Annotated in this window: 15 protein-coding genes; 8 read left to right on the top strand and 7 right to left on the bottom strand. The window is 45.1% G+C overall.

Features of this window, described 5'->3' with window-relative positions:
• Positions 1-8: 8 nt before the first annotated feature.
• Positions 9-1,493 (bottom strand): MocR-like pyridoxine biosynthesis transcription factor PdxR, encoded by a 1,485-nt coding sequence (gene pdxR / locus NHN17_RS17315; RefSeq protein ID WP_255043905.1) that lies wholly within the window; start codon positions 1,491-1,493, stop codon positions 9-11.
• 178 nt (positions 1,494-1,671) lie between these two features.
• On the opposite strand from pdxR, the gene NHN17_RS17310 reads away from it, so the two are divergent.
• The 4 genes from NHN17_RS17310 to NHN17_RS17295 all read left to right on the top strand — a co-directional run bounded on the left by NHN17_RS17310 (position 1,672) and on the right by NHN17_RS17295 (position 6,219).
• Positions 1,672-3,045 (top strand): aminotransferase family protein, encoded by a 1,374-nt coding sequence (locus NHN17_RS17310; RefSeq protein ID WP_255043903.1) that lies wholly within the window; start codon positions 1,672-1,674, stop codon positions 3,043-3,045.
• Positions 3,046-3,311: 266 nt separating this feature from the next.
• On the top strand, positions 3,312-4,340 hold the full coding sequence (gene tauA, locus NHN17_RS17305; protein ID WP_255043902.1) for a taurine ABC transporter substrate-binding protein: 1,029 nt from the start codon (positions 3,312-3,314) through the stop codon (positions 4,338-4,340).
• 29 nt (positions 4,341-4,369) lie between these two features.
• Positions 4,370-5,224, top strand: a complete 855-nt coding sequence (locus tag NHN17_RS17300) for a taurine ABC transporter ATP-binding protein (protein ID WP_255043901.1) — start codon at positions 4,370-4,372, stop codon at positions 5,222-5,224.
• Entirely contained in the window at positions 5,221-6,219 is a 999-nt protein-coding gene (locus NHN17_RS17295) for an ABC transporter permease subunit (protein ID WP_255043900.1), read from the top strand. Before NHN17_RS17300 ends, NHN17_RS17295 begins: the two co-directional genes overlap by 4 nt.
• 406 nt (positions 6,220-6,625) lie before the next feature.
• Here the strand turns inward: NHN17_RS17295 and mglC are convergent, their stop codons facing one another.
• The 3 genes from mglC to mglB form a co-directional block, all read right to left on the bottom strand.
• The gene (gene mglC, locus NHN17_RS17290) at positions 6,626-7,654 is read right to left on the bottom strand and encodes a galactose/methyl galactoside ABC transporter permease MglC (protein ID WP_255043898.1); all 1,029 of its coding nucleotides are present in this window, start codon (positions 7,652-7,654) and stop codon (positions 6,626-6,628) included.
• An 11-nt stretch (positions 7,655-7,665) separates the two neighbouring features.
• Entirely contained in the window at positions 7,666-9,177 is a 1,512-nt protein-coding gene (gene mglA, locus NHN17_RS17285) for a galactose/methyl galactoside ABC transporter ATP-binding protein MglA (protein ID WP_255043897.1), read from the bottom strand.
• A 62-nt stretch (positions 9,178-9,239) separates the two neighbouring features.
• Entirely contained in the window at positions 9,240-10,220 is a 981-nt protein-coding gene (mglB, locus tag NHN17_RS17280; protein WP_255043896.1) for a galactose/glucose ABC transporter substrate-binding protein MglB, read from the bottom strand.
• Between the two features lie 886 nt (positions 10,221-11,106).
• Here mglB and NHN17_RS17275 point away from each other — a divergent pair.
• Positions 11,107-12,114, top strand: coding sequence for a substrate-binding domain-containing protein (locus NHN17_RS17275; RefSeq protein WP_255043895.1), 1,008 nt, complete (start codon positions 11,107-11,109; stop codon positions 12,112-12,114).
• A 136-nt stretch (positions 12,115-12,250) separates the two neighbouring features.
• Here NHN17_RS17275 and edd read toward each other — a convergent pair whose 3' ends face one another.
• Together edd and NHN17_RS17265 are read right to left on the bottom strand one after the other, a co-directional pair.
• A complete protein-coding gene (gene edd, locus NHN17_RS17270; RefSeq protein WP_255043893.1) occupies positions 12,251-14,047 on the bottom strand; it encodes a phosphogluconate dehydratase in 1,797 nt (598 codons plus the stop codon).
• A complete protein-coding gene (locus NHN17_RS17265) occupies positions 14,044-14,583 on the bottom strand; it encodes a gluconokinase (RefSeq protein WP_255043891.1) in 540 nt (179 codons plus the stop codon). Before NHN17_RS17265 ends, edd begins: the two co-directional genes overlap by 4 nt.
• A gap of 213 nt (positions 14,584-14,796) precedes the next feature.
• Between NHN17_RS17265 and NHN17_RS17260 the strand changes: the two genes are divergently transcribed.
• Genes NHN17_RS17260 through NHN17_RS17250 form a run of 3 tightly spaced genes read left to right on the top strand, consistent with a single transcriptional unit; the run spans position 14,797 to position 18,528 of the window.
• Entirely contained in the window at positions 14,797-15,435 is a 639-nt protein-coding gene (locus NHN17_RS17260; protein ID WP_255043890.1) for a bifunctional 4-hydroxy-2-oxoglutarate aldolase/2-dehydro-3-deoxy-phosphogluconate aldolase, read from the top strand.
• 57 nt (positions 15,436-15,492) lie between these two features.
• Positions 15,493-16,899 carry a glycoside-pentoside-hexuronide (GPH):cation symporter gene (locus tag NHN17_RS17255; protein ID WP_255043889.1) on the top strand — a complete coding sequence of 469 codons (1,407 nt, stop codon included), beginning with the start codon at positions 15,493-15,495 and terminating at the stop codon, positions 16,897-16,899.
• Between the two features lie 12 nt (positions 16,900-16,911).
• On the top strand, positions 16,912-18,528 hold the full coding sequence (locus NHN17_RS17250) for a glycoside hydrolase family 43 protein (RefSeq protein WP_255043888.1): 1,617 nt from the start codon (positions 16,912-16,914) through the stop codon (positions 18,526-18,528).
• A gap of 291 nt (positions 18,529-18,819) precedes the next feature.
• Here NHN17_RS17250 and NHN17_RS26060 read toward each other — a convergent pair whose 3' ends face one another.
• Complete coding sequence (locus NHN17_RS26060; RefSeq protein WP_373689576.1) at positions 18,820-18,930, bottom strand: hypothetical protein; 111 nt, start codon at positions 18,928-18,930, stop codon at positions 18,820-18,822.
• Positions 18,931-19,151 lie beyond the last annotated feature (221 nt).

Raw genomic sequence — 19,151 nt, 5'->3', positions numbered from 1 at the left:
GAGCCAGTTCAGTATTTTTGTTGGGACAGTGCATCAAGGATTTCGGCCAATTTGTGTATCCCTTGTTGTATTTTTTGCTCGGGGATAGCAAAGAACCCTAACCGCACATAACTTTGGAGTTGTTGGTTCGGTGAAGCAAAATGGACATCTCCAGCTTCTATCAGTATCCCAGCTTGTTTGGCGTGATGCTGTAGCTCCTTGCTCGAAATACCTGATGGTAGGGCTAACCAAAAAGCGCTGCCACCCAAGGTGCTATTGGTCATGCAATGAGGTAGGTAGGTCTCAAGGCTGTGTCGCATGATCTGCCATTTCTCGGCATAGTGACTGCGCAGTTTTCGCAGGTATGTATCGTAATACCCCATAGAGATAAACAGTGCGCAGGTTCGTTGGTTGTTTGCAGGTGGATGGCGATACATTAATCGCCGGAGTTGTCTGGCTGCGGTGATCAGAGCCTCATCGGCAACCATGAAGCCAACCCGTAGGCCGGGGGAAAGGGATTTCGACAAACTGCCGACATAGATCACCCGGTTGTGGTGGTCGAGGCTTTTAAGCGAAGGTTGGGGCTGGGCGGTTAAATTGACCTCGCTGTCATAGTCATCTTCGATGATGATAAAATCGTGTTCTTCGGCAGCATCAAGCAAGGCTTGGCGGCGTGGCATAGACATCGTGACATTGGTCGGCACCTGATGGCTGGGAGTTGTATAGACATAGTCGCAGCCATATAAAGCTGGATTGACGGTAAGGCCTTGTAGGTCGATCGATAAAGGCTGTATTTGTGCACCATGGCTGGCAAAGATATTGCGCGCATCAGGGTAGCCAGGATCTTCAACACCAACAGACGTTTCCTTTCCGGTCAGCAGCTTTGCTAACAAATAAAGTGAGTTTTGGGTGCCTATAGTGATCAGGATTTGTTCCGGTTTGGCATGAATCCCCCTTTTGCTGAGTACATTGTTCTGTAACTGCTTAATCAAGGCTGGATCATCACAATCGACGGAATCTGAGACCCAGTCTTTGATCACACTGGCTCGCTGGGCTAGTCGTCCACATTCGCGCCAATGGTTGAGCGGAAAAAGTGAGTGATCGGGCTGGCCAAAAATGAAAGGGTACGGATAGCGTTGCCAATCACTCGGCTTCTCTATATTACGCTGTTGAGACACATCCGTTTTGAACCGTTTGCGCCAAAACTGTGCAGGTTTTGTGCTGCCGTTGGGCGTGATGTCATCAGGCATTACAGACTGTTGTGAGGCCGTAGGGTTGACGTAATAACCACTGCGCTGGTGCGAGAGTAGATACCCTTCGTCGACTAAGCGGTCGTACACCAAGACAACCGTATTGCGTGATACCCGCAGCATCGAAGCCAGCTTACGACAGGATGGCAGTGCCTTGTCAGAAAATAGTCCGTTACCGATTTTCTCTAATAAATGCTCACGGATCTGTTCTTGAAGACTGCGTTCCGGTGAAAATTGAATGTGAATAAGGTGCTCGTTTTTCATCGCAGGATCCTTTACGTCTAAAACATCGATAGTCTTTTCTGCAAGGTATTCAGCAGGATATGTGCCATGTTGAGTAGCAAGATAAAAAGCTGTGCCCACAAAAAGATAAAACTGGCGCTATGGCGTGTTGGGTGGCTTGCCTATGGTGGGGAAAAGTAATGACAGGGAGTGACAGGATATGCAATCACAGAGTCAGCAATACACCAAGGATGAGCTGTTGGCGATGGACAAGGATGCCGTGTGGCACCATATGACCCAGCATGGCACGCAAACAGCACCGATGATGGTTCGGGGGCAGGGGAGCGATGTGTGGGATGTTCATGGAAACCAGTATTTGGATGCGTCATCAGGTGGTGTTTGGTGTGTCAACGTCGGTTACGGTCGGGAGAGTATTGCCGAGGCGGTAAAAGCGCAGCTGGTGAGCCTTAACTATTTTGCGGGGACGGCGGCGACGCCTGTTGCGGCACAGTTTGCGTCTAAGTTACTGGATCTGATGCCGGGTATGGGCAAGGTGTACTTTTCCAATTCAGGTTCGGAAGCCAATGAAAAGGCATATAAGATTGTCCGTCAAATTGCGGCTAAGAAATATGGCGGGAAGAAGCATAAGATCCTTTACCGGGAACGTGATTACCATGGCACGACCATCACCTGTTTGAGCTCGACGGGCCAGGAAGAAAGGCGAAACCAGTATGGACCTTTTACCCCTGGGTTTATTGAGTTTCCTCATTGTTGCGAGTACCGCAGCCAGTTTGGCCCGGTTGATAATTACGGAGAACTGGCAGCCAAGGCATTTGAGGACGTCATTCTTCGTGAAGGGCCAGACACGGTCGGGGCTGTTGTTATTGAACCTATTACTGCCGGTGGTGGAGTGATCACTCCACCAGAAGGGTATTTACTTGCGGTTCAGGCGATATGCCAAAAATACGACATCTTGCTTCATGTTGATGAGGTTGTGTGTGGTATGGGACGGACAGGGGCATGGTTTGGCTATCAGCATTACGGTATTCAACCGGATATTGTCACCATGGCGAAGGGGGTTGCGTCAGCCTACGCTGCAATTTCCTGCACCGTAGTTACCGATGAGGTCTTTGATCTTTTTGCTGATGAGCCTCTTGAAAAGGAAAGCTTTTTCCGTGATATCAGTACCTTTGGCGGTTGTACTGCTGGCCCAGCGGCTGCGCTTGAAAATTTGCGGATCATTGAACAAGAGAACTTGGTCGAGAATGCTGCCCATATGGGCGAGTATCTGCGGGCACAGTTGCAGGGCCTGCAAAGTCGCTACCCCATTATTGGTGACGTCAGGGGGAAGGGATTATTCTTGGGGTTGGAGCTGGTGGAGGATCCCGTGACCCGTCAGCCAGTGGATGAAACAATCGCGATGCAGGTAGTGGGGTTGTGCGCCCAACACGGTGTGCTGATCGGGCGGACAAATCGCTCTTTCCGAGATTACAACAACACACTCTGCCTGAGCCCAATGCTGACCTTGACTAAAGATGAAGCAGATAGGATTGTCGAAGCGCTCGATAGTGCCTTTTCAGCGCTCATTCGCTAAATTTAACAACCATTAATTCATTGATACCGAAGGCTGCATTGGCAGCCTTTTTTGATCTTTGTTCTCCGGTTGATCACATAACCTGTTGGTTTGGTATGTGTTTGATGCTTGTTTGATGTATTGCTATATGCATCTTGGCTATTGCACTTAATGTGCGCTTGCTAGTGGTGCAAATCTGGACCAATTAAGCTGCGAATTGGTACTACCGAATGTAGGGGGATATTCCGTAGGGTAGAGCTAACTCCACTGGTGAAAGGGAATTGATTATGAAACATAACCGAGCATCTATTGGCATCAAAAACGTGGCCTTAGTTAGTGCAATATCCGGTGCTTTATTGCTGTCGACACCTGTCATGGCGGCAAAAGAAGTAACCGTGGGTTATCAAGGAATGTTTAACCCAATGAAATATGCGATTGACCAAAAACACTTCGAGGAAGCAACGGGTTACACCATTAAGTGGCGAAAGTTTGATTCTGGAGCCAAAGCGATCACGGCGATGGCTGCGGGTGCGGTGGATATGACGGTGGCAGGCTCAAGCCCGATTGCCAGCGCGGCCAGTAACGGCATCGATATGGAGCTGGTGTGGGTGATGGAAAACATCGCTGATGCCGAGGCACTTGTGGTGAGAAACGGCAGTGGTATTACTTCACCGGCAGATCTGAAAGGGAAAACCCTTGGTGTGCCATTTGTGTCCACGACTCATTTCCATATGTTATTTGCCCTAGAGCAATTTGGTCTGACCGAGAAAGACGTCAAGCTGATTAACATGCAGCCCGGTGCAATTGTGGCGGCTTGGCAGCGTGGCGATATCGATGGAGCCTTTATCTGGGATCCGGCTTTAGGCTCGATTAAGCAAGAAGGCCAAGTGCTGATCACATCCAAACAGTTGAGTGCATGGGGTAAGCCAACCTTTGATGGCCTGATTGCAAGTAAGTCCTTCGCCAGTAAAAACAGTGACTTTATGACTGATTTCCTAACCGTTATCGCCAAGGCCGATGAGGAGTACCGAGTGAATCAAGAGGGGTTCTCTGCTGATCACCCTATCGCGGTGTCTGTGGCTAAGCTGACCGGCGGTGAAGTTAGCACAGTCCCAGAGGCAATGAGCCTGTATGAGTTCCCAGATGTTAGTACTCAGTTGTCCTGCCAGTGGCTTGGTTGTCAGGCTGAAGGCGGCGCGGTCAAAGCATTGGAAGCTACCTCGAAGTTCCTGCTGCAAGAGAAAAAAATATCTGGCCTGCAACCTGACTACAGTGTTTTCGTCAATCCAAGCTATGCAGCAAAAATAGCGCTTTAACCCGTCACGGAACAACATGGAGGTCAGTCATGGACAAGGAAAAAGTGCTGGAAATACATGATGTGTCGGTTATTTACGATGATCGCAATGGCGGGGAGCCTGTAAAAGCATTATCAGGGGTCAATCTTACAATTGAGCAAGGGGAGCTGGTCGTGGCTCTGGGAGCTTCAGGTTGTGGTAAAACCACCTTGCTCAACTTGATGGCTGGGTTCATCCAGCCATCAAAGGGTTACCTGACGTTGGGTAATTCTGGGGTAGAAGGCTTGCCAAGGGTAACGATGGGCAGAGAGATTGGTGATCAGATTATCGGCCCAGGTGCAGAGCGAGGAGTGGTGTTTCAAAAGCACGCACTGTTCCCTTGGTTGGACGTGATTGAAAACACCGCTTTCGGTTTGAAACTGCAAGGCGTTGAGAAAAATGAACGTTTGGATCGAGCAGCCAAATACCTTGAGCTGGTCGGGTTGAAAGACTTCCATCACCACAAGGTTTACCAGTTATCAGGCGGCATGCAGCAACGGGTGGGTATTGCAAGAGCGCTAACCAATGATCCCAGTATCCTGCTGTTGGATGAGCCGTTAGGTGCACTTGATGCTCTCACCAGAGAGACCTTACAGGAGCTACTACTTGATGCCTGGCAAGCGACCAATAAAATGATGTTTTTCATCACGCACAGTGTTGAGGAGGCCCTGTTTATGGCGTCACGGCTTATCGTCATGTCGCCACGTCCAGGGCGGATCACCCATAGTTTTGAGTTAGATTTCAACCGTCGATTTTTGGCTTGCCGAGATGCCCGTGCGGTGAAATCGATGCCTGATTTTATCGAGATGCGTGAGAAGGTGCTGTCGATTATTCACCAAGATGAAAAACCGGAGGTGGCGGCATGAGCAATATTGCATCGAATATTGAGGCTGTAGAGTCGACGGGCACGTCTATCGAACAGATTGATTCTGTACAAGAGGTGTTGCAGGAGGTGGCTCCTCCTCAACCGGTTAATGCACCGCGACCTCACTATCGAGATACGGTGGGTTTAGATGGTAATCTCCCTTTGCTACCTAAATTATTAGCGGCACTGAAAAAGCGTACCGAGACAGCACCTAATTACTACGGTGAGCCGGGCCAAGGGGACGCAAGGATTGTGTCGATTATCTCGGTGATTGTGTTTATTGGTTTGTGGGCTTTGGTGACAGGTTCCGGATGGATTAAACCTCTGTTTCTTCCCTCACCGATGTCTGTGGTCGACAGGCTAGGTGATTTAGCCGTGAATGGCTTTTCGGGCGTATCTTTAGGTGAGCATCTTGCTGCCAGCCTGACCCGGGTGTTCGGCGCTTTTGCTCTGGCGGCACTGACTGCTATTCCGCTAGGTATATTAATTGGCACCAATGTATGGGTGCGGGGTGTGTTAGATCCACTTATTGAGTTTTACCGCCCGCTTCCTCCTCTGGCTTATTTGCCTTTGGTGATCATCTGGCTGGGTATTGATGAGACCAGTAAGATCACTTTGATTTTCCTTGCCATGTTTGCACCGATAGCACTGAGTGCTAGAGCGGGGGTAACATCTGCGAAAAGTGAGCAGATCCAAGCGGCTTACTCGATGGGGGCCAATAAATTCCAAGTGCTTTATCATGTGATCATTAAAAGCGCGATGCCGGAGATATTAACAGGGCTTCGTATCGGTATTGGCTTTGGCTGGACAACATTGGTTGCCAGTGAAATGGTTGCAGCCCAAGCAGGGATAGGCTTTATGGTGCTTAACGCTGCTGAGTTTCTGGTAACCGATGTGGTCATCGCAGGCATTATAATCATCGGATTAATTGCCTATTCCTTTGACTTATTCATGCGTTGGTTAGAGGTAAAATTGGTGCCTTGGAAAGGGTATTAACGAATCACTTATAACAATAAGTTTGTCTGGTGATACAGATGGTTCACGCTTCCGTGGTGAACAACGTTTCATACGACTTCACGTCGCACGGGCAGAAATGAGCTAGACCTGTTTGGCCTGATGCTCGGTAAATTCATCTCTCCTTTTTGAATTATACCAATCTGGATAAGTCGTTGATCAAATATTTATGTAGGTTGGTATTAAGGCACACGCTAAGAAAGAAGTGCTGCAATCAGGTTTATTGAACTATAAAAAAAAACGTACACACTAATACGTAGTGTGTACGTTATGTTTCTACCTATAAAGCCATACCAGGGTGAGCTTTTCACTCACTGATGAGCATAGTTTACTCTATACCCCTTATCGGGACGGTAATCATTGCGTCTAAATAACCGTTGTTTAGACGTTATTTCTTGCTGGCGTGTTTCATTGAATCCAGCGCCACGGCAAAGATGATAATGCCGCCTTTGATAATGTACTGCCAATATGGGCTAACACCGATGTAGGTCATACCGTAGTTGATGACGGTAAATATCAGTACCCCTGTGACCACCCCTTTTACACTGCCGACACCGCCAGCAAAAGACACACCGCCCACAACACAGGCCGCGATAGCATCAAGTTCATACATGAAGCCAAGGTTGTTGGTCGCACTGCCTATCCTACCGGCTTCTAACATACCGCCAAAGGCGTAGAATACCCCGGAAAGCGCGTAGATTTTTAGTAAGGTAATAGGAACATTGACCCCGGAGACTTTGGCTGCCTCATGATTACCGCCAATAGCGAAGATATTTTTGCCAAAAACCGTCTTGTTCCACAGTACCCAGACAAAGATAATGGCAATCACGGCATAGAAGGTGAGGTAAGATAGCCTGAAATCACCGAACTGGATGAAGCCTTGGGCAAAGCTAGAAAAGCGAGCGTCAAACCCGGCAACTGGTGAAGCCCCCACAGAATCAAAGTAAAGTGAGTTGAGGCCGTACACCATGATCATGCTGCCAAGTGTGGCAATGAATGGGGTTACTTTTAGATAGGCGACAATGATCCCGTTAACAAGGCCAATTACCGCACCGATAGCACAGACGGTAATAATAACGGCAACCAGTGGTATATCACCAAGCCCCGGAAAGACTTTGTTGACATTATCGACACTCTGCAACAGAGTCGCTGAAATAACCGCAGCTAAGCCAACTTGGCGCCCAGCAGATAAGTCGGTGCCCTGAGTGACAATCAGCCCTGCGACCCCTAAGGCGATGATAATGCGAACTGAAGACTGAGTCAGGATATTACTAAAATTACGCAGACTTAAAAAAGAAGGTTCTTGGATAATAATAATGGCTAGCAGTATCAGCAATACTGCATATATTCCACCTTCTTTAATATAATTGGCAAATTTAATATCTTTAGGTGGCTTGAGTGTTTTTGCAATTTCCATATTTTATGTCCTTAAAGATATTTTGAAGCTAAATTAAGTATTTCGCTTTGGGTGGTTTCTTTGGTGTTAACAATACCGGCACATTGCCCATTACTCATGACGAGTATCCGGTCAGTGATACCTAGTAACTCTGGCATTTCCGATGAAATGATAATGATCCCTTTATCTTTTTTCGCCAGGTCATTAATCAGTTGATAAATTTCATATTTGGCCCCAACGTCGATTCCCCGGGTCGGTTCGTCCATCATTAGGACTTCTGGTTCAGTAAGCAGCCAGCGGCCAATAACAACCTTTTGCTGGTTACCGCCCGATAACGAGCCAATGGCCGTTTTGTGCGAAGGGGTTTTGACGCTCATCGAGTCGATAACCCATTGGGTATCACTTTTCATCTTGCGGTTGCTCAAAAAACCATACGATTCGCGATAGCTTTCTATATTGGCAACTAAGGAGTTGAAGGTGATATCCAAGCCGCTGTAGATCCCGGTTGAACGCCGCTCTTCTGTGACGAGAGCAAAACCATTATTAATCGCCTCGTGGGAGTCTCGGTTTAGTACCTCTTTGTCATGAAGTAGGATTTGGCCTGAGCTCTTTTCCCTGATACCAAATAGGGTTTCAACTATATCCGTCCTTTTCGCCCCGACTAAGCCAGCAATGCCCAGCACTTCACCTTTGTGGAGGTCAAAGCTGATATCGTTAATGGAAGGCTGGTTTTGTGCGGTAAGGTTTTTGACATTCAATATCACTTCTTTTGGCACATTTTCTTTTTTGGGGAATCGCTGGGTGAGCTCTCGTCCAACCATCATAGATATGATTTGATCCATATCTAACCCCTTGAGTGGGCGGGTGTTTACCCATTGGCCATCACGCAGTATGGTGATTTCGTCACAGATGGAGAATATCTCATCCATCTTGTGGGAAATGTAGACAATGCCGCAGCCTTTGTCTTTGAGTTTTTTGATGATGGTAAACAGGTGGTTGACTTCTTTTTCTGTGAGAGAAGAAGTCGGTTCATCCATGATGACGATTTTTGCCTGATAAGAAAAAGCTTTGGCTATTTCAACCATCTGCATCTGTGATACCGATAACGTTGATACTTTTGCCCACGGGTCGATGTCGATATCTAGTTCGTCAAAAATCTCCTTGGTATCTTGATACATTTTGTCATGATCGACAAAAATCCCTTTTTTGGGGTAGCGGCCCAGCCAGACATTATCCATCACGGTACGTTGTAATACCTGGTTCAACTCCTGGTGAACCATGGAAACGCCATTATCCAATGCTTCTTTTGAGGAATGAAAATTAATTTTCTTACCAAGAAAAAGGATCTCACCTTCGTCTTTTTCGTAAATACCAAACAAGCATTTCAACAATGTTGATTTGCCCGCCCCATTTTCGCCCATTAATGCATGAATTGAGTGGGGGCGAACTTTCAGGGAAACATCATCCAACGCCTTTACACCCGGGAATGATTTACTTATCCCGGTCATCTCCAACAGCCATTGTGACTGGTGCTCTGAATTCATATTGTGTGTGCTCTCGGAATAAAAAATGGTGAAGAGCAAGGCTCTTCACCAAGGGAGAAAGGCTAGTTCAAGTTTGAGAGGTCTACGCCAACATAGGGTACTCGTACCACTTTGTTATCAATAACCCATTCAGTACCCTCACCGGCAGGTAAGCCATTGGCTAGGTTACGGGTTAACTCAAAAGTTGCTTTTGCTTGGTTATTCGCATCATTTAGTACTGTACCTTGCATTTCACCGGAACGAACAAGGGCAAGTGCTTCATTAAGCGCATCGACACCAAACACAGGAATCTCAGAGCGACCAGCCGCTTTTAGTGATTCGATGGCACCCATGGCCATTGCATCATTGTTAGCAATGACAACCTCAATACTTTTGCCATTTGGTCCTGAAATCCATGCATCCATCTTGTCTTTGGCCATTGCGGTATCCCACATGCCAGTATCAAGGTGCAGTTCTTCAGTCTTAAGGTTGTGTTCTTCATTAAGAGTCTTGATGACATAAGATGAACGTGCTTCAGCATCAGGGTGGCCTGGCTCTCCTTTTAGAAGAACATATTGGATAACGCCATCACCATTGGTATCCCACTCTGGGTTAGCTTGCCAATGTTTTGCGATCAAATCACCTTGAATAATTCCTGACTCTTTAGAGTCGGTACCTACGTAGAAAGCTTGATCATAACTGGCTAATGCCTCTGCGCTTGGTTCCTTGTTGTAGAAAACAATCGGCACTCCATCCATCTTTGCTTTATTAATGACGACAGGGGCTGCAGCAGGGTCGACCAAGTTAATTGCTAACGCTTTTACTCCACGTGCCAGTAATACATCGATTTGATCATTTTGCATCGATTGGTTGTTTTGGGAGTCGTTCATCAGCAGCCTGATATCGCCATCGGACTCTGCTTCCTTGACGATGGCCTGGCGAACAACTGACATGAAGTTATCATCGTATTTATATACAGTGAATCCCAATGTTGTCTTCGCTACTGCTGGCGTACCAAAAGCAATCCCTGCACATAATGCGGCTAATACGGTAAGTTTTTTCATTCACCTAATCCTATTTGTGTAGATGTTATTTTTATTAAAAGCGATATACCACTTCGTCCTGTCGTTTCATGGCAACAATTCTATACTGTGGTGAGTTAGGAATAATGTGATCTACTTTGAGCTAATGTAAACGTTATCCTAGGGGGGATTTAATACGGGAAAGCATATATTTAGTTAATACCATTATATCTATACTAAATCAGAATAGATGACGCTTTTTATGGTTGTTAGAAATTTCAAATACAACATATGTCAATATAAATAAGGGGTGTAGCCTGTTTTTGTATAGCGATAAATGTGTATTACTTATAATAGTTAAATCCCGATTGTTAATGAAATTCTCCTGTTTTTTTATCATTGCTGTAGTACTCTTATTTAAAATGCAGGAAGTTATTGTTAATGGTGGGGGTTAGGTGTTTTTTCTTTATAAACAACATTTTATGTTTTGGTGTTTTATTTTTTGACAGATATTTTTTCTTTGTTGTATATTTTTTGTTTTGTGACATAAGGCATAATTATAAGTGATATAAATCAAACGTATAGTAGCACTTATCTTCATGTGTAAACGAAAACAGTAAATGATTTGTCATTAATTGGGGCGGGTGTTTTTTACGTCTATATTACTAAATGATAAATGTGAGGAGGTGTTGATTTTTCAATCGTTTATTTGCACGTTGCATATGGATTCTTCATTAGTCATACAATAGTGGTATGCGATAACATAATCTGTGTTTTGTGTTTTGTGTTTTGTGTTTTGTGTTTTGTGTTTTGTTTGGACTGCCATTTTATATTTATGTGCGTATCAGTGGCAAATGGTTGTTTAGGCATATATTAAATGATATGTTACTGTAACATTTCAAGCCGACCTGCAATCTATCTTATTGTTATGAAACAAGAACAACGAAAATCTCGACCGACATTGCAAGATATTGCCGATCGTATTGGCATTACCAAAATGACCGTGAGTCGCTATATGCGTAACCCTGAATCGGTGTCAGCCAAAACGCGCGACAAAATTGCTGAAGTGGTGGAAGAGCTGGGGTACATTCAAAACCGCGCCCCCGCCATGCTGTCAAAATCTTCCAGCAAGGCGATAGGGGTGTTGCTACCTTCGTTGTCGAACCAAGTATTTGCCAGTTTTGCCCAAGGCATTGAAGCGGTGACAAACGCTAATGGTTATGAAATATTGATTGCCCATTTCAGTTACGATGAAGACGTTGAAGAGCGCAAAATAGCGTCCTTGCTTTCTTATCAGGTTGATGGCCTAATTCTGACCGGGACGGCACACACTGAGCGAACGCTGCAGATGATCAAAACTGCCGGGGTGCCTGTGGTGGAAGCGATGGAATTACCAGAACACCCGGTTGATATGGTGGTAGGGCTGGATCACGTCAATGCCTCGTACACCGCGGTTAAAACCATGCTCGACAAAGGTAAGCGTCATATTGCCTACTTTGGCGCACGCTTGGATACCCGTACCAAACTACGGATGGAAGGTTATGACAAGGCAATGGACGAAGCTGGGCTGGAGAAATTCCATATCCTGACCCATGAACATTCCAGTTTCACTCTCGGTGGGGAGCTATTAAGTCGAGCCTTGGCGGAGTGTCCTGATTTGGACGGGGTGTTCTGTACCAATGATGATATTGCGATCGGCACTATTCTGGCGTGTAACGAGCGGGGTATTCAGGTGCCGCAGAACCTTAGCGTTGTTGGTTATAACGCACTGGATATCGGTCAGGCCATTACTCCACGTTTAACCAGTATCTATACGCCGCGTTACCAAATTGGCGAAAAGAGCGCAGAGTTGCTACTCCAGGCGCTGGAAGGTAACCGTAGTGAGCGGAATGTGTTCGATATGGGCTTTACCATTAGCCGTGGGGAAAGTCTTTAATCCTCAGCCTTCTTATTGCAAAGGGAGAACTGTTTATTACAGTGCTCCCTTTTTTGTACTTGCTAAGTCGTGCTTGTAAGCAATGGCTTATACCAACCTACATAAATACTTGATCAACTACTTATCCAGATTGGTATTAGAATAGGAAGCTTGCCCCTTCATCGGCACCACCGACATTTTCACGCATCACCTTGAAGATATCTCGTCCCCAGGTGATTTGGCCTGCCTCTGTATCCAGCTGGACCGGTTGGCGCTGGTCAAACTGCGCTGCCACTTCCAGTAGCCCAGTTTGGCAATCGAGTTTGACGATATCACCATCTTCAATCAGGCCAATCGCGCCGCCACGGAGGGCTTCAGGCGTGATATGGATAGCAGCTGGGATTTTACCGGAAGCACCAGATAGGCGTCCATCGGTGACCAATGCGACTTGGTGACCGGCTTTCTGGATATTGCCAAGAATGGGCATGAGTTTGTGAAGTTCTGGCATACCATTGGCCGCAGGACCATTGTGGCTGACCACAATGACACAGTCCCCAGTAAATTCACCGGCTTGATAGGCAGCTTCCACGTCATGCTGGCAACGGAAAACCTTAGCTGGCGCTTCAATATACTGGTGCTCGGCCTTGACCGCAGACACCTTGATAACCGCTTGGCCTAAATTCCCTTTCAGAACTTTTGTTCCGCCTGTTTGGTTGAATACTTGTCCGCTGGTTGCAATGACATCGGTATTACTACTTTTGCTAACAGGTTGCCATACCAGCTTGTTGCCACTCATCACCGGCAGGGTCAGTTGATCGGCAAACTCACCGAAAACGGTTTGCACATTATCATTGAGTAATCCGCGATCATGCAGTGCTTTCATTAATGCAGGAACGCCGCCTGCAGCTTCGAAAGCATTGATGTCTGCCGGGCCATTCGGGTACATCTTGGCAAGCAGCGGTACGATGTCTGACAGCTCACTAATATCATCCCAAGTAAGCAGCAAGCCTCCGGCACGGGCGATAGCCAGCATATGGATAGTGTGATTAGTGCTGCCGCCAGAAGCGAGCAGGGCAACGACACCATTGACCAAATTTCCTGCAGTAAAGACATCAATGAGCGGGCGGTAGTTCGATGAATCGGCGGTCATAGCGGCAAGAGCAAGACTGGCATGTTCGGTCAGTGCTGTGCGTAGCTCGGTGTTGGGTGCCACAAAGGCTGAACCTGGCAGCATTAAACCCATTGCTTCGAATACCAACTGATTGGTATTGGCTGTGCCATAAAACGTGCAGGTGCCGCCTGAATGGTAGGCTTGGCATTCCATTTCGAGCAACGCATCTTTACCTACTTTACCTGCCACATACTGCTGGCGTACTGCGACTTTCTTGTCATTGGTTATCCCGGTTGGCATTGGGCCTGCAGGAATAAATGCGGTAGGCAGGTGGGCGTAGCTCAGTGCTCCCATCAGTTGTCCTGGTGCTATTTTATCGCAAATGCCCAGTAGCAAGGTGGCATCAAACACATTGTGGCTTAGCGAGAATGCGGTGGATTGGGCAATCAAGTCTCGTGAGAACAACGACATGTCCATGCCCGGCTGGCCTTGGGTGACACCATCACACATGGCCGGCACACAGCCAGCTACTTGTGCTGTATGCCCTAATGATTTGAGTGTTGTTTTAATGTGGTCTGGGTAGTTTTTATAGAGCTGGTGGGCACTTAGCATGTCATTGTAAGACGAGACAATGGCCAGGTTAGCGCGGGTAAAATCCAGAATTTGGCTTTTTTCCTGCTGGCAGGAGGCGGCTACCGCATGGGCAAGGTTGCCGCAAGAAAGGCTAGCGCGGCCTTTTCCTTGTTCTGCTTGCTGCGTGGTCTTGGTTTCAAAACTCGAGCGCAGAGCTTTGCTTCGGGCCTTGATACGCTCGGTGATCAGGGTAATGGTTGGGTGGATCATGCGATGAGCTCCTGAGAAATGACGGATACAGATCGTTCAGTGAGTGCAGACACAGAGCTATCTAGAATCGCTTCTATACTTTGGTCAATATCGACGGTAATGACATCTGCTTCATCAACAGGTGTTTCAAGTACCGCAAACTGACTCGCAATCATGTTTTCTTTCATGAAGTGACCCTGACGCAGGCGGATACGCTCAAGAATCACGTCCTGTGTTCCTGATAAGTACAAAAAGGCCAAATTGTGATTTCCTTCACGAATTTGTTCCCGGTAACATTTCTTCAGTGCTGAGCAAACAATTATACCGGTTTCGTTCTTGCTCTCGATGCTGAAAGCGGCGTCGCGGATCCGCTCCAACCAAGGCTCGCGGTCTTTATCGTTCAGCGGCTCGCCTTGAGCCATTTTTAGAATGTTGGCTTTAGGGTGCAGGTCATCACCATCGATGAACTTGCCGCCAATACGCTGGGCAAGCTCATAACCAATAGTACTTTTCCCTGATGCAGCTACCCCCATCACAATGATGCTTTTTCCCGTCATGTATGCTCCTTGAATCTTTTTCTGATCTAGATCTCATTTTTCAGATGATCTTAAAAATCGGGTTTATTTTATCGATGTTATTGGTAACATGTTACCCGTAACTTGAGTGGTTGTGAACCACTGAATCAAGAATTCATCAAAACACCATGTTCTACGCAGCAACAAAGTTGTTCCGGTTTTAGAGAGCGGGCTGTGCCATGGAGAGGGGGATAAATGGAACAAACAATCGAAAGCAAATTGAGTGCGATGAAGGTGGTACCGGTTATTGCAATCAAGGATGCGGGCAAAGCACAGCCACTGGCTAAGGTGTTGGTTGAAAACGGTTTGCCGTGTGCCGAAATTACATTTCGAACTGGAGCGGCAGCTGAATCAATTCGTCTGATGCGCGAAGCTTATCCTGAAATGCTGATTGGTGCCGGTACAGTATTGACTACCGAACAGGTTGACCAAGCTGTCGAAGCCGGTGCTGATTTTATCGTGAGTCCGGGGCTGAACCCGACCACTGTGGCTTACTGCCAACAGAATGGGATTGTAATTATCCCGGGAGTGAACAATCCGAGCCTGGTTGAACAAGCCATGGCGCTAGGGCTTAAAACGCTAAAATTTTTCCCAGCAGAAGAGTCTGGTGGTTTAGGGATGTTAAAAGCACTATCAGCCGTTTACCCAGTTGAATTCATGCCTACAGGAGGTATAAACCCTACGAATATTAAAGCTTACCTTGCGCATGAAAAAACATTGGCCTGTGGCGGTACCTGGATGGTGCCAAATAATTTACTGAAACAGGGTGAGTGGCAAGAGATTAAAGCATCGATCTGTGAACTAAATAAAAATATTAAATCTTCAACTTCGTAAGTTGGCAGAGTAGTAGTGCCAAATATAAAATTACCAATGGAACTTTAAGAAGGCAATATGGAAAAATTATCTCTGAAAGAAAAAATAGGCTATGGCCTAGGTGATACTGCTTGTGGGTTTATATGGAATGCTACCATGATCTTATTGGCATTTTTTTATACAGATGTATTTGGAATTCCAGCTGGCGTAATGGGAACATTATTTCTTGTATCTCGCCTACTCGATGCTGTTACAGACCCATTGATGGGAGCATGGGTTGATCGTACACGTACTCGCTTTGGTCAATTCCGTCCTTTCTTACTATGGGGAGCTATTCCATTTGCATTAGTGAGTATGGCTACTTTTTATACTCCTGACTTTAGTGAAACAGGTAAAATCATATACGCTTGTGTTACCTACATATCTCTAACTCTTGTTTATACCTTTATCAATGTGCCTTATTGTGCAATGCCTGGTACGCTCACTAATGATCCAGATGAAAGGCACTCCCTACAATCTATTAGATTCTTTTGTGCGGCAGCCGGAGGATTAGTAATTTCTGGTGTCGCATTACCACTTGTTGACTATATTGGGCAAGGAGATGCCCAATTAGGCTACTTCGGAGCGATGTGTACTTTGGGTGTAATCGGAGCTATATTGTTAATTATTAGCTTTAAAACTACCCGTGAAAGAAATCACTTTGAGAAAAAAGAAGATGCAAATATTAGAAAAGATTTTAAAGTACTAGCATCCAATAGCCAATGGCGCATCATGTGTCTGTTTAAGTCTATGGCAACTTGTTCAAATGTTGTTAGAGGTGGTGCGACCCTTTATTTTGTTCAATACGTAATGAATCGACCAGAGTTGGCACCTCAGTTTTTACTATACGGAAGTATTGCTGCAATGTTAGGCTCATTATTATCCGCTAAGCTATTGGCAAAACACGACAGGATTAAATCATTCAAGGGTATTATTATTATATACTCTTTGTTAAGCCTTGCTTTGTTTTTTGCGCCAGAAGAATATACAACTATTTTATTTGCAATTAATATAATTTTCATGTTTGTGTTTAATACAACAACCCCTGTTCAGTGGTTGATGGCATCAGATATTATTGATCATGAAGAACATCGAAGCGGACGTCGATTAGATGGTTTAGTATTTTCCACTTACCTATTTAGTTTAAAGATGGGACTCGCAATTGGTGGTGCTCTTATTGGTTGGATCTTGGCATTCATGAACTACGACTCTTCATTAACAACCCAACCAGATAATATTTTGATGACAATAAAAATTCTGTTCTGTATTATTCCTGTTATCTTATATGCTGGTATGTATTTTATGCTTACTCTTTACAAATTAGATAGTAAGACAATTAAAACTATCGCAGTTGAACTCGAAGCTAATCGTTCTAAATTTTCAAATAAAAACCAACTAGAGTCTGACATTGATTTAGATAGCAACACCGTTGCTACCATGAAGTAATAAGGAATAACTATGATTAACAATCCTATTTTAAAAGGTTTTCATCCTGACCCATGTATTTGTCGCAGTGGTGAAGATTATTATATCGCAACGTCAACTTTTGAGTGGTTTCCAGGAGTGAGAATCTTCCACTCACGAGACTTAAAAAATTGGCGATTAGCTTCGATGCCATTAAATACAACAGATGTTTTAGACATGAAAGGTAACCCAGACTCAGGTGGTATTTGGGCGCCAGCATTAAGTTACGCAGATGGAAAGTTTTGGCTATTCTACACTGATGTAAAAGTAATCGATGCACCATGGAAGAATGGACGTAACTTTTTGGTCACAGCACCAAGTATTGAAGGACCTTGGTCTGAGCCTATACCTATGGGGAATGGTGGCTTTGATCCATCAATGTTTCATGCTGATGATGGTAAGAAATACTATGTTTATCGTTTATGGGGACCTCGAAACCATACTGATCCCATAAACAAAATTGTGATTCAAGAGTTTGATCCGATCTCAAAAACATTACAAAAAGAACGAAAAACCATCTTTGAAGGTACTGAGAGAAAATATACAGAAGCTCCTCATATCTACAAGAAAGATGGTTACTATTATCTTCTCACTGCTGAAGGGGGGACGAGTTTTGAGCATGCAGTTACTGTCGCTCGTTCAAAAGATTTATTTGGCCCATATGACGTTAGTCCAAATGGACCTCTTATAACAACATGGCATACACCAACAAATCCACTACAAAAAGCTGGACATGGGTCGTTGGTTGAAACACAAAACGGTGAATGGTTTATTACTTACCTAGCAAGTAGACCACTTCGCTTCCCTAATCGTCCTCTACTAGCTCGATGGGGGCGTGGAGCTTGCCCAATGGGAAGAGAAACAGCAATTGATAGAATTGAGTGGGTTGATGGCTGGCCTACAGTTGTTGGTGGTCCTCATGCAAAACTTCAAATACCCGATGCTGATTTACCTGAATGTGATTGGGGTATTACCGAAGACTTTATGGATAATTTTGATGGAGAGAAGCTTGATGACAACTGGCAAACTCTCCGAATCCCATTTAGTGATAAGTTAGGGAGTTTAAGTGCCAATCCAGGTCATCTAAGACTTTATGGTAACGATAGCCTTTTATCACTTTTTGAACAATCAACTGTAGCCACACGTTGGCGTCACCATAACTTCACAGCAGAAACAAAAATGGCTTTTAAGCCTGAAAATTTCCAGCAATCCGCAGGTATTTGTTGCTACTACAATACAAGTAATTGGACTTACTGCTTGGTAGATTTTGATGAAGAACTGAATAAAAGGTGTTTAAGATTAATTCAAGTAGACAAACAAGTTGCTAGCTTTCATTATTATGATAACAATCAAATAGTTATTCCTGATGATGTTGAGAATATATGGTTAAAAGTTGATGTTAAAGGTCTTGAGTATTTTTATAGTTACTCTTTTGATGGCAATTTATGGAAGCAATTTGATAAATCATTTGAATCCTGGAAGATCTCAGATGACTATATAGATGGACGAGGTTTCTTTACTGGAGCATTTATTGGACTTCATTGTGAAGATATAAGTGGAGATGGTTGCTTTGCAGACTTTAGTGACTTTGAATATCTTTCAAAAGAATAGAAAAAATCACAAAAACTAATCTTTATTTTATTTTTTAATTTATAAATTCTAACGGATTGATTACCCTGCCTAGGAATGATGCTTATTTTTCTTATCTGTAAATCAAGCACAGTCAGTAGTTAGCTGGTGGATGGTCATAAAAAAGAGCAAGGCTATCGAATGGTCTTGCTCTTTTGGGTTGAAGGTCTCGTCCTAAATACGTTGGCGGCTTAACTTGTCACAGGCTCAGCCGCCATAACAGGCTTGCTCTTGCGTACAGCAAAGGCGCAGAAAGCCAGGAACCAAGACCACTTACAGCAACATCTGCCCAAGCCGAATGGTATAACCGATAGCGAGATAATCCATCAGGGTACCGAAAGCAATTGAGCATGCATACGGCAGCTGGGTCATAACATGGTCCATATGGTGACAGCCAGCGCCGGTTACCGACAAGATACAGGTGCTTGAAATTGGCGAGCAATGGCGAAGATCTAAATTAATTTCGAATGAAATAATGGTAAGCGTTCACCAGTAGGTACTTGATTTAGGCGTTACAAGCTAAATACGCCCGATTTCAGATAATAAGTGCGACATTCATGGAAAGGTGTAGAAGAGGAAGCCAACTGCTGAAAGTGGTACGCTCT

Origin of the sequence: Photobacterium pectinilyticum, assembly GCF_024357955.1 — a bacterium.
Classification (GTDB): Bacteria; Pseudomonadota; Gammaproteobacteria; order Enterobacterales; family Vibrionaceae; genus Photobacterium; species Photobacterium pectinilyticum.
Note: the sequence above shows the minus strand (reverse complement) of the source record. Positions and strands in the feature narration are given on the sequence as shown.